Raw genomic sequence first — 14,638 nt, 5'->3', positions numbered from 1 at the left:
CAGGGAGAGGGATGAGCGGCAGGGGGCGGCGCAGGACGCGCCGCAACTCACACCAGCATCCCCATCGGGCTCTCGATCAGGCCCTTGAAGGCCGCGAGCAGCTCGGCGCCGAGCGCCCCGTCCACCACCCGGTGGTCGCAGGAGAGCGTCACGGTCATGGCCTGCACCACCGCGGGGGCGCCGTTCTTGACGACGACGCGCGCCTCCCCGGCCCCCACCGCCAGGATGGTGCCGTGGGGCGGGTTGATGACGGCGCCGAACTCCTTGATGCCGTACATGCCGAGATTCGACACCGCCGTCGCCCCGCCCTGGTACTCGTCGGGCTTCAGCTTCTTCGTGCGGGCGCGACCGGCGAGGTCCTTCATCTCGGCCGAGATGGTCGAGAGCGTCTTCTGCTCCGCCTTGCGGATCACCGGCGTGAACAGGCCGCCCTCCACCGCCACGGCGACGCCGACATCGGAGTGGCGGAACTTCAGGATCCGGTCCTCGGCCCAGACCGCGTTGGCGTTCGGCACCCGCTGCAGTGCCAGGGCCAGGGCCTTGATGACGAAATCGTTCACCGAGAGCTTGAACAGCGGCTTGCCGTCCTTGTCCTGGCCCGCCCCGGCATTGACTTGCTCGCGCAGGGCCAGAAGCGCATCGAGCTCGACGTCGAGCGAGAGATAGAAGTGGGGGACGGTCTGCTTCGACTCGACGAGGCGCTTGGCGATGGTCTTGCGCATCCCGTCGAGGGGGATTTCTTCGTAGGACCCCTTGTCGAACATCGCCTTGACCTGCTCGGCCTTCAGGCCGAGGGGGAGCGCGCCGGCCGTCGCCGTGGGGGCGGCGGGCGGGACCGCCTCCCCGGCCTCCTTCGGGGCGGGCCGGGCCGGGGCTGGCGCCTTGGTGGCGCCGCCCTCCGCCAGGGCCGCGCGCACGTCGCGCTCGATCACCCGGCCATGCGGCCCTGAGCCCGCGATGCGCGAAAGGTCGATCCCCTCCTGCTTGGCGATGCGGCGCGCGAGCGGCGAGGCGAAGATCCGCCCGTCCGCCTGCGGCCGAGTGGCGCCGTTCGGCTTCGCCTCGGCCTTCGCGGCATCCGGCGCCGCGTCCACCCGGGCGTAGGCCATCGTCCCGCCGCCGGGCGTGCGGTCCTCGGCGGGCTTCGCCTTGGCCCCGGCTCCGGCCCCGGCGCTCACGCTCTTCGGGTCCTCGCCCTCCCCGGCGATGAGGGCGATGAGGTCGTTCACCGGCACGTCGGCGGTGCCCTCCGGCACCACGATCTTGGCGAGCACACCCTCGTCGATGGCCTCGACCTCCATGGTGGCTTTGTCGGTCTCGATCTCGGCGAGCACGTCGCCGGACTTGACCGTGTCCCCCTCCTTCTTCAGCCACTTGGCGAGGTTGCCCTTCTCCATCGTGGGCGAGAGGGCGGGCATCAGGACGTTGATCGGCATCGGGTTCTTGTCTCTGATCCTGAGCGGGGCCGGTGGGGTCAGTTGAGGCTGTCGGGGCCGGACGGGTCGCTCTCGGCCTCCAGCCCCTCGCGGATGCGCGCGAAGGCCTCCTCCTCCGAGATGTCCGTTTCCATCGCGTAGATCCGGGCCGCCTGGCGGGCGAGGTCGATCAGCAGCACGCCCCAGGTGAAGGGGTCGTCGAAGGAGCGCCGCAGCGCCACGCTGACGCCGCCATCGACCACGCAGGCGCGCACCACCTCGACGCCGCCCTTCTCCAGGGCATCCGGCGGGATGGCGAGGGCTTCGAATTTGGGCTTGTCCGCCATCGGGTTACCGGTAGCAGACGGCCTTGGCCGCCTCGATCACCTCGGCGACGGTCGGCAGCGCCAGCTTCTCCAGGTTCGCCGCGTAGGGCATCGGCACGTCCTTGCCGGTGATGCGCAGGACCGGTGCGTCGAGATAGTCGAAAGCGTCGACCATCAGCCGCGCGGCGATCTCGGCGCCGACGCCGGATTGCGGAAAACCCTCCTCCACGGTGATGCAGCGGCCGGTCTTCTTCACCGATTCCACCACCGTCTCGGAATCCATCGGCCGGATGGTGCGCAGGTCGATGACCTCGGCGCCGATCCCGGCCTCGGCGAGTTCGTGCGCGGCCTTGAGCGCATAGGTCATGCCGATGCCGAACGACACGATGGTGACGTCCGAGCCCTCCCGATGGACCTTCGCCTTGCCGATCGGCACCAGGAAGTCGTCGAGCTTCGGCACCGGGAAGGACTGCCCGTACAGGATCTCGTTCTCGAGGAAGATCACCGGGTTCGGGTCGCGGATGGCGCTCTTGAGCAGGCCCTTCGCGTCGGAGGCGGTGTAGGGCATCACCACCTTGAGGCCCGGCACGTTGGAGTACCAGGCGGCGTAGTCGTGGCTGTGCTGGGCGGCCACGCGGGCGGCCGCGCCGTTGGGGCCGCGGAACACGATCGGGCAGCCGAGCTGCCCGCCCGACATGTAGAGGGTCTTGGCCGCCGAGTTGATGATCTGGTCGATCGCCTGCATGGCGAAGTTGAAGGTCATGAACTCGACGATGGGGCGCAAGCCGGTGAAGGCCGCGCCGACGCCGACGCCGGCGAAGCCGTGCTCGGTGATCGGCGTGTCGACGACGCGCCGCGCGCCGAATTCCTGCAGGAGCCCCTGCGTGATCTTGTAGGCGCCCTGATACTCGGCGACCTCCTCGCCCATCACGAAGACGGACTCGTCCCGGCGCATCTCCTCCGCCATGGCGTCGCGCAGGGCCTCGCGCACCGTCAGGGTCACCATTTCGGTGCCCTTGGGGATCTCCTCCATCGCCTTGTCGGCGCTGCGGCTCGCGATGGTGGCGGGGGCCGCGGGGGCGACCGGCCTGTCCTCGCCGGTCTTGGCGGCGGGGGCGGGCTTGGCGGCCTGTCCTTCCGCCTTCATGTCGGGGGCGGGCGCAGTTTGCGCCTCCGGCTGGCCCTTGCCGTTCGGCTTCCGGGAGGCGGCGGCCGAGACGTCCTCGCCCTCCCCCGCCAGCACGGCGATCGGCGTGTTGACCGCGACGTTGTCGGTGCCGTCGGCGATCAGGATCTTGGCCAGCACGCCCTCGTCGACGGCCTCGACCTCCATGGTGGCCTTGTCGGTCTCGATCTCGGCGAGCACATCGCCGGGCTTCACCGGATCCCCCTCTTTCTTGAGCCATTTTGCCAGCTTGCCCTGCTCCATGGTGGGCGAGAGGGCGGGCATCAGGATGTCGGTCGCCATGGGTGCTTCTGTCGATCCGAGGAAAGGGGCGTTCAGGCGCGGGGGGATTCGAGCAGGACGTCCGTCCAGAGCTCGGCGGGATCGGGCTCGGGATCGTTGGTGGCGAACTCCGCCGCCTGGTTGACGATCTCGCGCACCTTGGCGTCGATCGCCTTGATCTGGTCGTCGGGCGTCTTGTGGGGGCCGAGGAGCCGCTTGCGCACCTGCTCGATCGGGTCGGATTCCTCGCGCATCCGGGCGACCTCGTCCTTGGTGCGGTACTTGGCCGGGTCGGACATCGAATGGCCGCGATAGCGGTAGGTCTGCATCTCCAGGATGTAGGGCCCCTCCCCGGACCGGGCATGCTCGATCGCCCGCGCCGCGGCCTGCCGCACGGCGCGCACATCCATGCCGTCGACCTGCTCGCCCGGGATGCCGAAGGAGACGCCGCGTTTCGAGAAGTCGGTCTGGGCCGAGGCCCGGGTCACCGAGGTGCCCATGGCGTAGCGGTTGTTCTCGATCACGTAGACCACGGGCAGCTTCCAGAGCTGCGCCATGTTGAAGCTCTCGTAGACTTGGCCCTGGTTGGCCGCGCCGTCGCCCATGTAGGTGAGGCTGACCGCCCCGTCGCCGCGATACTTGTTGGCGAAGCCGATGCCGGTGCCGAGGGAGACCTGGGCGCCGACGATGCCGTGGCCGCCATAAAAATTCTTCTCGCGGGAGAACATGTGCATGGAGCCGCCCTTGCCGCGAGAATACCCGCCGCGCCGGCCGGTCAGCTCCGCCATCACGCCCTTGGGATCCATGCCGCAGGCCAGCATATGGCCGTGGTCGCGGTAGCCGGTGATGACCTGGTCCCCGTCCTTCGAGGCCATCTGGACCCCGATCACCACGGCCTCCTGGCCGATATACAGATGGCAGAAGCCGCCGATCAGGCCCATGCCATAAAGCTGGCCGGCCTTCTCCTCGAAGCGCCGGATCAGCAGCATCTCCCGATAGGCGTGGAGATCCTCGTCGCGCGTGAACTGCGGCGCGTTCGCGGGGGGCGCGGCTGCGGCCTTGTCCTCGCGGCGTGCCTTGTTCGCGGCCTCCATCGGCGCCTCCCAGCCTTCCTACCTTAGTCCAACGCCTTCTAGGGCAGGCGAAGCAGGAAAGCGAGGCCCTGGACCCCGCCGCGACGGCAGGAATTGCTTAGGAGCAGACAGTTTCAGGGATTGATGATGACGACGTCGTTCGGGTGGACGCGCCCGAGCACGATGCGGGCGCGCTCCTCCAGGAGGTCGCGGTCGATCTGGTCGCTGCGCAGCAGGGCGACGCGGCGCTCCCACTCGGCCCGGTCGGCCTTGGCCGCATCGAGCTCCTGCTGGAGATTGTAGGCCTGGATCTTGAGCGCCCGCTTGGCCTGCAGGCCGCGGCTGCCGCTCTCGGCCTCGCGCAGGAAGTAGCCCACCGCCAGGATCGAGGCGGCGTAGAGGCCAAGCGGCAGCAGGAGGGCGCGGGCGCGGCGACGGACAACCATGCCGGGAAGCGTGGCGGATCAGGGTTAAGGAAAGATCAAGGAAGGCGACGGGCTTCCGGTCGTGCGATCGGCCGCGGGCCATGCGTGGCCCCGCCACTGGCCGGGCGTGGCGCCGGTCGCCTGCTTGAAGCTCCGCGTGAAATGGCTTTGCGAGGCGAAGCCACAGGCCGCCGCGATCTCGGCGAGGCTCGTCCGCCCGTCCGCAAGCAGGCTCTTCGCGCGCGCGATCCGTCGTTCGATGACGTAGCGGTGTGGCGCCACGCCAAAGCTGGCCTTGAACATCTTCGCGAAATGGAAGGTGCTGAGACCGGCCTCGTCCGCGAGCACGTCCAGGGTGAGCACGTCGCCGAGACGCGCCTCGACCTGATCCGCGATGCGGCGCCGGATGGAGGGCGACAGACCGCCCGTCACCGGCCGCCCCGCGCCGGAGCGGTTGTGATGCCGCAGCAGATTGTGGAGCAGCAGGTGGCAGGCCGAACTCAAGGCCATCCGGTCGATGCCGTCCGCCCAGTCGAGGGGCAGCACGCCGCCGCGCACGATCATCGCGGTGGACGGATCGTCCGAGAAGGTCAGTTCCATGAGATCGATCCGGCGAGGATCGATGTCGAAGGCGGTGGCGGCCTGAAAGGCGAGCGTCTCCGGTTCGATGTAGAGGTGGAACAGCCGGAGCTGACCGCCGATGTGCCAGCAGCTCTCGTGCCCGGCCGGCAGCAGGCAGAGCTTGTCCGGCCCGCCGCCGGAGACGGGGCGATCCTCGCGCACGACGCCTTCGCCGCCCGTGAGATAGAGGCTCAGCGTATGATGGTCCGGACGGTCGTAGCGCGCGTGATTGTCGCGGTTGACCCATTCGGCCAGCGCGATCCCGCGACCTGCCGAGCCCGACCGCAGCAGCGCCGCGCCGGTGCGGGCCAGGACGTCGCGGACGTTCGGATGCTGTTCTGCCATGGGCCGCCGGGGAAGGATCCTGCGCGCTTTGAGCAGGAGGCGATATCCGCGCGGCGGGCAATGGGGGGCGTCGAAAAAGCCCATGAATGTGCAACGGCACGGCGGGGAATCGGCAAGCCGCGGGGGGCGGCTCTGGCCTATCGAGGCCGATGTCATTCGTCGCCTGGACGGGACGCCGGAACCGTGACCGCCTTCTGCTATGCCGCCACCGTGCTCATCTGGGGCACCACATGGATCGCCATCAAGAACCAGCTCGGCATCGTCGCCCCTGACGTATCCATCGTCTATCGCTTTGTCCTGGCCGGCCTCGTTCTGCTTGCCGTTCTGCGGCTGACGGGCCGGTTCAAGCCTGTCCCCCTGCGGCAGCAGCCCTTCGTCGTGTTGCAGGCCTTGTGCCTGTTCTCCTGCAACTTCGCCTGCTTCTACGCGGCGACCCGCTACGTCGCGAGCGGGGTCGTCTCCGTGGTGTTCTCGGCGGCGACGATCTTCAATATCGCGAACGCGTTCCTGTTCCATCGGCGGCGGCCGGCGCCTCGCATTTTGGCGGGGGCGGTGATCGGCCTCGCGGGGATCGTCTGCCTGTTCTGGGAAACCATCACCGGAACCTCGCTCAGCGGCGAGACGGCGCTTGGCCTGTCGCTCGCCCTGCTGGGCACGTGGTTCTTCTCGGCCGGGAACCTCGTATCCGCCAGAAACCAGCGGCATGGGCTGGCCGTCGCCTCGGTGAACGCCTACGGGATGCTCTACGGCGCCGGACTGGTCGCGACCTTCGCCGTCCTTCGCGGCGTGCCGTTCCGCTTCGATCCGTCGCCGGCCTACGTGGGATCGCTCCTCTACCTCGCCCTTCCGGGCTCGGTCATCGGCTTCACCACCTACCTGACCGTCGTGCACAGGCTGGGTCCGGAGAAGGCATCCTACATGACCGTGCTCTTTCCCGCCGTCGCACTCACGCTGTCGATCGTCTTCGAGGGATATCGGCTGACGCCGCTCGCGGCCATCGGCTTCGCGGCCGTTCTGGTCGGAAACTTGGTCGTGTTCGCGCCCCGGATCGCGTCCGCCTGACGGCGGCCGCTCGGGCAGTCGCCGCTCCCAGCAAAACGGCCGCCCGGAGGCGGCCGTGTTCTACCAACGGCCCAAGATGCTGGCGCATCGGGCCGTTGACCATCACGCTTCGGAGCGGTCTGTCCGTCGGAAGGAGCGGTCGCCCGTCCCTTCCCGGCCGGCTCGTCACGCCTTGAGCGCGGCGCGCCCGGCGTAGCGGGCCTGGCCGCTTAAGCCCTCCTCAATGCGGATGAGCTGGTTGTACTTGGCGAGCCGATCCGAGCGGGCGAGCGAGCCGGTCTTGATCTGCCCGCAATTCGTCGCGACGGCGAGGTCGGCGATGGTGGCGTCCTCGGTCTCGCCGGAGCGGTGGGACATCACCGCCGTGTAGCCGGCCCGGTGGGCCATATCGACCGCCGCCAGCGTCTCGGTGAGCGAGCCGATCTGGTTGACCTTGACCAGGATCGAATTGGCGGTGCCCTTGGCGATGCCCTCGGAGAGCCGCGCCACGTTGGTCACGAACAGGTCGTCGCCGACGAGCTGGCAGCGGTGGCCGATCTTGTCGGTGAGCGCCTTCCAGCCCTGCCAGTCGTCCTCGGCCATGCCGTCCTCGATCGAGAGGATCGGGTAGGCGTCGGCGAGCTTGGCGAGATAGGCGGCCTGGGCCTCCGGATCGCGGGTCTGGCCCTCGCCCTCGTACACATAGGCGCCGTTCTTGAAGAACTCGGTGGCCGCGCAGTCGAGGGCCAGCACGATGTCCTTGCCCGGCGCGTAGCCGGCAGCCCGGATCGACTCCATCACGAAGTCGAGGGCGGCCTCGGCCGAGGGCAGGTTCGGGGCAAAGCCCCCCTCGTCGCCCACATTGGTGTTGTGGCCGGCCTTCTTGAGCGCCCCTTTCAGGGTCTGGAACACCTCGGCGCCCATGCGCACTGCCTCGGCGATCGAGGCGGCGCCGACCGGCATGATCATGAATTCCTGGAAGTCGATCGGGTTGTCCGCATGCGCGCCGCCGTTGATGATGTTCATCATCGGCACCGGCAGGACGCGCGCCTGCGTGCCGCCGACGTAGCGGTAGAGGGGCAGCCCCGAGGCTTCGGCCGCCGCCTTGGCGACGGCGAGCGAAACGCCCAGGATGGCGTTGGCGCCGAGCCGCGCCTTGTTGGGCGTGCCGTCGAGCTCGATCATCGCCTCGTCGACCGCGACCTGGTCCTCGGCATCCATCCCGCCGACCGCGTCCAGGATCTCGCCGTTGACGGCTGCCACCGCCTTGAGCACGCCCTTGCCGCCGAACCGCGCCTTGTCGCCGTCGCGCAGCTCCACGGCCTCGTGGGCGCCCGTCGAGGCGCCCGAGGGCACGGCCGCGCGGCCGAAGGAGCCGTCCTCCAGGAGGACGTCGACCTCCACGGTGGGGTTGCCCCGGCTGTCGAGGATCTGGCGGGCGGCGATGTTGGTGATCGCGGTCATGAGGATGCTCTCCGGCGGACGGCCGACAGGCCGGGCTTATCGGCCAAGTCGCCGCGCACGGCAAGCACCCCAAGGGAAGGATATCAAGGGAAGGATATCCCGTATCGCGGGCGGCCCTCGGCCCCTATATCAGACTCATGACCAACGAGACCCTGCAGCTCGGGCGGCCCTCCGCCCTGCCCCGCTCGCCCGAGGAGGCTCAGCTCGACCGGGTGCCGAACCCGCACCCGGATACGGACTACCTCGCCCGCTTCACGGCGCCGGAATTCACCTCGCTCTGCCCGGTCACGGGGCAGCCCGACTTCGCGATCCTGGTGATCGATTACGTGCCCGACCGCTGGCTCATCGAGTCGAAATCGCTGAAGCTCTACCTTCACAGCTTCCGCGACCACGGCGCCTTCCACGAGGATTGCACGGTCGCGATCGGCAAGCGGCTCGCCGGGCTCCTGCAGCCGCGCTACCTTCGCATCGGCGGCTACTGGTACCCGCGCGGCGGCATCCCGATCGACGTGTTCTGGCAGACGGGCGAGCCACCGAAATCCCTCTGGCTCCCGGACCAGGGCGTGCCGCCCTACCGGGCGCGCGGGTGACGTCGCCGCTCGCCCGTCCCGCGTGAGTGCGCCTGCGTCAGACGCTGAAGAACGAGGGCAGGCGCAGCGACGACAGGATCGGCTGCAGCTTGATCAGGCTGAAGGACCAGCGCGGCGGCAGGGGCTGCGGGTTGAGGCCGCCCGACACGCGGTCGAGGTCGGCATCCGGCAGGCCCGGAATCGTGTCAAGAATCGTCTTCTTCGTCGAGGGCTTGGTCATCATGGCTCTCCTTCGTCGCGACCGAGGTCGCAGTCAGGAGAGTGGCGCGGCCGCTCTCGCCTGGATGTGTGCTGCCACGCATGTTTAGAAGGGCTGGACGACACGCACATGAGACAGGCGGTCGGACCGGCCGACCGCCCCGATCCGGACTGGCTCCGCGGATCAGTAATCGTAATCGTAATAGCCGTAGGCGGGGGCCCGGTACGCCGGTGCTCCGTAATAGTAGCCGTTGCGGCGCGCCGCGTCCGCCGCGATGGCGCCGGCGGCGAGGCCCGCGATGCCGAGACCGACCGCAGCACCCGTCGAGATGCCGCGCCGCCCGCGGTAACCGTAGCCATGGGCATAGGGGTGGCCGTGATAGCCGTAGGCATAGCCGCCGCGGTAGCCCGGCCGCGCTTCGGCGGGGGCCGAGACGGTCGCGATGGTGCCGAGCGACAGGGCAGCAGCTGACAGAAGCGCGAGCTTGCGCATGATGTCTCCTCGCATGTGAATCTGCTCAGGCGGATCAACGGGCGAGGCACCGGGCGGTTCCGTATTTCCGGCAATCGAGCGCGACGCGGCCTGCCGTGACATCTTTGTTCATCGGCCGTTCATCACAGGATCTTCTTACGAAAATACCCGCTGGATCGGCCGCGACAGGCGCCGTGCGGTAACGAGACCGAGCGTCAGGATGAGGGCGGCGCAGACGGCGAGCGCCCCGAACTGGCCCAGCGCGGCGAGCCCGGCCCCCAGCACCGCGACGCCGAGCGCCTGCCCGCAGAAGAACGAGAAGGCGTGGAGCGCCACCGCCGAGGCGCGGGCCTCCGGCGCCACCTCGGTGACCTGCACCTGGTAGGTGTTGTGGAGCATGTAGAAGCCGAGGCCGAGGGCCACGAGCGCTGCGGCGTCGGCCTGCCACGCGCCAGCGAGCCCCACCGTCAGCAGCGCCGCGCCCGAGACCGCGCCGCCCGCCATCAGCATCCGGGTCTGCCCGAGCAGGCGCAGCAGCAGGCCGACGAGGAGCGAATAGAGCAGGCCCCCGGCCGCGAAGCCCGCGAGCACGAGCCCCGCCTCGCGCGGGCCCCCCTCGCCCCGCGCCTCGATGAGGGGGGCGAGGTGCGGGAAGATCCCGAACACCGCGATCGCCTCGATGAAGACGGCGCAGAACAGCACCCGGGCGCGGGGATTGGCGAGGATCACCCGGTAGCGGTTCAGGGCCGGGCCGAGGGCGAGGCGGCCGCCGGGTGAGCGCAGGCTGCGCGCGAAGCCCGCGAGCACCGCGCCGCAGCCCGCGACCGCGATGGCGGCCGAGAGGCCGAAGACCCCGCGCCAGCCGATCTGCCCCTCGATCAGCCCCGAGACGGTGGAGCCCATGAGCTGCCCGAGGATCACCGCGACGAGGAAGCGCCCGATGGCGACCTGGCGCTGGTCGAGCGGGATGCGGTCGCCCATCATGGCAAGCGCCAGCGGGATCACGCCGCCCGCCGCCGCGCCCGCGATCATGCGCAGCGCGAAGAGCATGCGGATATCAGCCGCCACGATGCTGGCGGCGAGCGCCAGCGCCAGGATGCCGAGGCAGGTGACGACGACCCGCTCCTTGCCGAGAGCGTCGCCGACCGGGCCGAGCACCGGCTGGATCAGCGCATAGGGCAACGCGAAGGCCGTGGAGAGGAGCGCCACCGTGGCGGGCGCGGCGGAAAAATCCCGCGCCAGCACGCCGACAAGAGGTTCCACCACGCGGCCCGCGAAGGTGCTGGCGAAGCCCCCGGCGGCCAGGATGGCGATCAGGCGGGCGCTGCCGTCCTTCACGCGGCGGGTCCGAGGGTGGCGGGGGCGGAGAAACTCACCATGCCCGACGGTTAGAGGATGTGCGGGACAAGGGGAAGCCGCTTCTCCGGCCGGTCCTCCGCGCAGGGTCGCTCCCGCCCCGGGTCCAGGCGGAGGATCGCCCGATCTTCCGGTCCGGGACTCCGGCTCCGCAGGAGACCCTGGCCGTCTCAGGACCGCCCGGCCCGCGGGCCGCGCAGGGCGCGCACGAGGCAGCTCGACAGGAATTCACCCACGGGCGCGGCCGTGCACGTGATCTCCACCGGCCCCGCCCGCCCGGCCCGACCGGTGCCGCCGAGCCGGGCGGCCCGATGAAGCGCGAGCGCGAGGGTCTCCGCCTCCTCCGGCCGGGCGCCTGCCAGGGCCTTGGCGGCGAGCCCGATCAGCACGAAGGTGTAGCGGTTCGGTTCGGCGAAGCGCGAGCGCAGGATCACCTGCCGGGGGGCGCGGCAGTCGAGCAGCATCAGGTCGGCATCCGCCGCCCCGAAGGCCACGGTGCTGCCGCTGCGGCCGGCGAACGCGGCCCCGGTCACCGTCACGAAGCGGCCGGCGAGCGTCCCACAGGCATCGGCCCGCGCCGCGGATGCCGCCCCGAGGGTGCTCCCGAGGCACATGAGCGCGGCAAGCCCGATCAGGCGCATGGCGGTTCTCCGGGGCGCCACCGGGGCGCCATGGCGCGACCCTGTGGTCGCTCCCTCGGCCGGTCAAGGCGCGGCGCGGGCCCCCGCGGGGGCCGGCTGTTCCCGCTATCCCCAGGCGGCGCGGCTCCGTCGTGGGCGCAGACACATTGTTCGCAGCAACCCGCGCATACTGCCCGCCCGGAGCGGCCAAGGCAGGAACAGCGTGGGACACAGGATCATCCGCAGCCTGCTCGGGCTCGCCGCGCTCGCCGCGGTGGCGAGCCCGATCGTGCTGATCCTGCTCCTCGATCCGCGCATCGGTCTCATGGCCCGCCGCGCGGCGCGGGAGCCCGCGCCGGCCGTCCGGACACCCGCTTCTCCCGCGCCGGATCCTGCTCCCGCCACCCCGTCTGCGGCCGCGCCCGCCTGTCCGCCCTGCGAGCGGGCCGAGTCGCTGCGCCCCTCCGTCCCGCCGGACCGGCCCGAGCCGCCGGCCGCTCCACCGCAGCCCACGCCGCCCCTGCCGGAAGCCGGCATCGTGACGCCCGACGTCGCGGCCGAGCGGGAGGCCCAGCGCCGCCGGCTCGTCGGCTTCGTGACCCATCCCGATCGCGTCTCCGGCTCGGCCGCGTGGCTCGACGTGATCGGCCTCGGCTTCACGCAGCCGCGGCCCGCCGACGTGCCGTCCTACCGCCGCGCCGCCCTCGACCTGACCGAGGCGCCCGACCGCGCCGTGGTGGTGCTGGCCGACCAGCCCCTCGCGCTGACGCTCGCCACCCGTCCCTCCGACCGGGCGGGGGCGCTCGGCGTCGAGTCCCTCGCCGCCTTCGACCTGCCGGAGGGGCGGTCCGACCTGCTCGCGGGCTTCCGCAGCGCGGCCCTCGGTGCCGCGCGGGTGGCGCCGATCCTCGTCCCGGTCCGCTACGGGCCGGAAAGCCTGAAAAACTTCTGCGCGGCGCTTCGGCTCTGGGCCGGGCTGTACGGGCTCGGTCTCGACCGCATCCGCTACACGCTGATCCAGAATGCCGGGCAGATCCGCCTGGAGGGTGACCGCATCCACACGGATGGCACCGCCCGCGGCCGGGTGGCCGGGCGCCGCCTCGCCCTCCTGTGCAGCCCCTGACTAGAAACCGGCTCTGCGGGTGAGACGGAGCCTGCGACGCCGAGCGCTCGCTTCGTCGAAATCGAACCTGACCTGCGTGGCAGCCGACCCCTGCCCTCATGCTGAGGTGCTCCGAAGGAGCCTCGAAGCACCCCGGACCGGTGCTCCCAGCCACCACAGCCTCGGACCAGCGTTCTGGTGTGCTTCGAGGCTCCTTCGGAGCACCTCAGCATGAGGGCAGGGGTCGGCTGCCATCGGGGGCGCTCATGCCGCCGCCTCAGGGTTCATCCGTCAGGGTCGGTGCAGCCGGTGGCACCTGATCCGGTTTCCGGACGGTCCGTTCGGAGACCGCCGTCTCGCCCGGCCTCCCGTCGCCCGCCCCCCTGTCCCGGGCGCATGCAGCGTCAGCGGAAGGAGATCCGGGAAAGAGGGTGCGCGAAGGGGGCGGAGACCGTCTCATCGCGCCCCCTGAGCGAAGCTGAAATCCGCCTGAAACGCGGCGAGGCCGGCCCCTCTCGGAGCCGGCCCCGTTCCGCGGCGATCGGTCGGATCAGCCGTTCTTGTTCTGGAGGCCGATGGCGACGAAGCGCACCCCCTTGTCGCTCTTGATCCGCATCAGCACCGCCTTGCGGCCGTCGCGCTCCGCGCTGCGGATGCGGCTCTGAACGTCGGAGACCGAGGAGACCGGCTGGCCGCCGACATCCAGGATGATGTCGCCCGGCTCGATGCCCTTGGCCGCCGCCGGGCCGTCCGGATCGACATTCACCACCGCAACGCCCTCGGTGCCGGCCCCGACCGCATCCGCGGGCGCGAGGCTGAGGCCGAGCCGCGGCTGGGCATCGCTGCCCCGCCCGCGCTCGTCGCGGGAGGCCACCTTGATGTCGTTCGGCAGGGTCCCGAGCTCCACCGTGGCGGTGTCGGTCTTGCCGCCCCGCAGGTAGGAGAGCTCGACCTTGGTGCCGGGCTTCATCGCGGCGATTCTGCGCGACAGCTCGCGGGCATCGCTCACGGGCTCGCCGTTGACCGCCTGCACCACGTCGCCGGACTTGAGGCCCGCCTTCGCGGCCGGGGTGCCGTCCTGCGTGCTGGTGACGAGGGCGCCCTTCGCCTTGTCGAGGCCCAGACCCTCGGCGATGTCCTTCGTCACCGGCTGGATCTGGAGGCCCAGATAGCCGCGGGCGACCTTGCCGTCTGTGCGCAGCTGGTCGACGACCGCCTGCACGGTCTCCGAGGGGATCGCGAAGGCCAGCCCCACATTGCCGCCGGACGGCGAGGCGATGGCGGTGTTGACGCCCACGACCTCGCCCGAGACGTTGAAGGTCGGGCCGCCCGAATTGCCCTTGTTGATCGGCGCATCGATCTGCAGGAAGTCGTCATAGGGGCCGGCGCCGATGTCGCGGCCGCGGGCCGAGACGATGCCGGCCGTGACCGTGCCGCCGAGACCGAACGGGTTGCCGATCGCCACCACCCAGTCGCCGACCTGCGGCGCGCCGTGGGCGAGCTTCACGTACGGGAACGGGCCGCCCTCCGTGACCTTGAGGAGCGCGAGGTCGGTCTTGGGGTCGGTGCCGATGACCTTCGCGGCGAGGGTGCGGCCGTCATCGAGGGTGACCTCGACCGACTGGGCGTTCTCCACCACGTGGTTGTTGGTGACGACGTAGCCGTCGGGCGAGATGAAGAAGCCCGAGCCCTGCGCGGCCCGCCCCCCGTTGCGGTGCGGCCGGTTGGGCATGCCGTTCTCGCCGAAGCGGCGGAAGAACTCGCGCAATTGCGGCGGCAGGTTCTGGACGCTGCCCGGCCCGTCATCGTCGTCGGCGCCGTCCTTGAGCGACACCTTCACGGAGACGACGCCGGGCTTCACCCTGTTGACGATGGGCGCGAAGCTGCCCGGCGGGTGCTCGGGGACCGTGATCGGGGTCTGCGGCAGAGCCTGGGCGAGGACCGGCGTGCTCGGCGGCAGGAAGGCGGTGCCGAGCGCGCCCGTCGCCACGAGCGTCACGGCCGCCACGGAGGCGAGGGCCTTGCGGTGGAAACGGGACGCGGGAACGGGCTCGGTCATGAGCAAACATCCTCCAGATGGCGTGGGGCCGCACGACGCGGCCTTGATCGATGACGCCATTCTAGAGAGGGGCCCTGACCGGCC

The 14,638-nt window shown here is 70.6% G+C and carries 15 protein-coding genes; 3 read left to right on the top strand and 12 right to left on the bottom strand.

What is annotated here, in order from left to right; genetic code table 11:
• Window positions 1-47: 47 nt before the first annotated feature.
• The 6 genes from MNOD_RS30755 to MNOD_RS30730 all read right to left on the bottom strand — a co-directional run bounded on the left by MNOD_RS30755 (window position 48) and on the right by MNOD_RS30730 (window position 5,652).
• The gene (locus MNOD_RS30755; RefSeq protein WP_015932860.1) at window positions 48-1,436 is read right to left on the bottom strand and encodes a pyruvate dehydrogenase complex dihydrolipoamide acetyltransferase; all 1,389 of its coding nucleotides are present in this window, start codon (window positions 1,434-1,436) and stop codon (window positions 48-50) included.
• Between the two features lie 38 nt (window positions 1,437-1,474).
• Window positions 1,475-1,762, bottom strand: coding sequence for a DUF5076 domain-containing protein (locus MNOD_RS30750; protein ID WP_015932859.1), 288 nt, complete (start codon window positions 1,760-1,762; stop codon window positions 1,475-1,477).
• A gap of 4 nt (window positions 1,763-1,766) precedes the next feature.
• The gene (locus MNOD_RS30745; protein WP_015932858.1) at window positions 1,767-3,209 is read right to left on the bottom strand and encodes a pyruvate dehydrogenase complex E1 component subunit beta; all 1,443 of its coding nucleotides are present in this window, start codon (window positions 3,207-3,209) and stop codon (window positions 1,767-1,769) included.
• A gap of 32 nt (window positions 3,210-3,241) precedes the next feature.
• Window positions 3,242-4,282, bottom strand: a complete 1,041-nt coding sequence (pdhA, locus tag MNOD_RS30740; RefSeq protein WP_015932857.1) for a pyruvate dehydrogenase (acetyl-transferring) E1 component subunit alpha — start codon at window positions 4,280-4,282, stop codon at window positions 3,242-3,244.
• Between the two features lie 113 nt (window positions 4,283-4,395).
• Window positions 4,396-4,707, bottom strand: a complete 312-nt coding sequence (locus tag MNOD_RS30735; RefSeq protein ID WP_015932856.1) for an FtsB family cell division protein — start codon at window positions 4,705-4,707, stop codon at window positions 4,396-4,398.
• A 24-nt stretch (window positions 4,708-4,731) separates the two neighbouring features.
• Window positions 4,732-5,652 (bottom strand): helix-turn-helix transcriptional regulator, encoded by a 921-nt coding sequence (locus tag MNOD_RS30730; protein ID WP_015932855.1) that lies wholly within the window; start codon window positions 5,650-5,652, stop codon window positions 4,732-4,734.
• Between the two features lie 183 nt (window positions 5,653-5,835).
• On the opposite strand from MNOD_RS30730, the gene MNOD_RS30725 reads away from it, so the two are divergent.
• Window positions 5,836-6,714, top strand: a complete 879-nt coding sequence (locus tag MNOD_RS30725; RefSeq protein WP_015932854.1) for a DMT family transporter — start codon at window positions 5,836-5,838, stop codon at window positions 6,712-6,714.
• A gap of 165 nt (window positions 6,715-6,879) precedes the next feature.
• Here MNOD_RS30725 and eno read toward each other — a convergent pair whose 3' ends face one another.
• The gene (gene eno / locus MNOD_RS30720) at window positions 6,880-8,157 is read right to left on the bottom strand and encodes a phosphopyruvate hydratase (protein ID WP_015932853.1); all 1,278 of its coding nucleotides are present in this window, start codon (window positions 8,155-8,157) and stop codon (window positions 6,880-6,882) included.
• A 137-nt stretch (window positions 8,158-8,294) separates the two neighbouring features.
• On the opposite strand from eno, the gene queF reads away from it, so the two are divergent.
• Window positions 8,295-8,747, top strand: coding sequence for a preQ(1) synthase (gene queF / locus MNOD_RS30715; protein WP_015932852.1), 453 nt, complete (start codon window positions 8,295-8,297; stop codon window positions 8,745-8,747).
• Between the two features lie 37 nt (window positions 8,748-8,784).
• On the opposite strand, the gene MNOD_RS30710 is transcribed toward queF, so the two are convergent.
• The 4 genes from MNOD_RS30710 to MNOD_RS30695 form a co-directional block, all read right to left on the bottom strand.
• Window positions 8,785-8,967, bottom strand: a complete 183-nt coding sequence (locus MNOD_RS30710; RefSeq protein WP_015932851.1) for a hypothetical protein — start codon at window positions 8,965-8,967, stop codon at window positions 8,785-8,787.
• A gap of 162 nt (window positions 8,968-9,129) precedes the next feature.
• Entirely contained in the window at window positions 9,130-9,438 is a 309-nt protein-coding gene (locus tag MNOD_RS30705; RefSeq protein WP_015932850.1) for a hypothetical protein, read from the bottom strand.
• Window positions 9,439-9,573: 135 nt separating this feature from the next.
• A complete protein-coding gene (locus MNOD_RS30700) occupies window positions 9,574-10,755 on the bottom strand; it encodes an MFS transporter (RefSeq protein WP_015932849.1) in 1,182 nt (393 codons plus the stop codon).
• 188 nt (window positions 10,756-10,943) lie between these two features.
• Window positions 10,944-11,414, bottom strand: coding sequence for a hypothetical protein (locus MNOD_RS30695; RefSeq protein ID WP_015932848.1), 471 nt, complete (start codon window positions 11,412-11,414; stop codon window positions 10,944-10,946).
• Between the two features lie 202 nt (window positions 11,415-11,616).
• Between MNOD_RS30695 and MNOD_RS30690 the strand changes: the two genes are divergently transcribed.
• A complete protein-coding gene (locus MNOD_RS30690) occupies window positions 11,617-12,516 on the top strand; it encodes a hypothetical protein (RefSeq protein WP_015932847.1) in 900 nt (299 codons plus the stop codon).
• A gap of 529 nt (window positions 12,517-13,045) precedes the next feature.
• On the opposite strand, the gene MNOD_RS30685 is transcribed toward MNOD_RS30690, so the two are convergent.
• The gene (locus MNOD_RS30685) at window positions 13,046-14,554 is read right to left on the bottom strand and encodes a Do family serine endopeptidase (protein ID WP_015932846.1); all 1,509 of its coding nucleotides are present in this window, start codon (window positions 14,552-14,554) and stop codon (window positions 13,046-13,048) included.
• Window positions 14,555-14,638 lie beyond the last annotated feature (84 nt).

The organism is Methylobacterium nodulans ORS 2060 (genome assembly GCF_000022085.1).
Classification (GTDB): Bacteria; Pseudomonadota; Alphaproteobacteria; order Rhizobiales; family Beijerinckiaceae; genus Methylobacterium; species Methylobacterium nodulans.
This window is presented reverse-complemented; position numbering and strand designations above follow the sequence as displayed.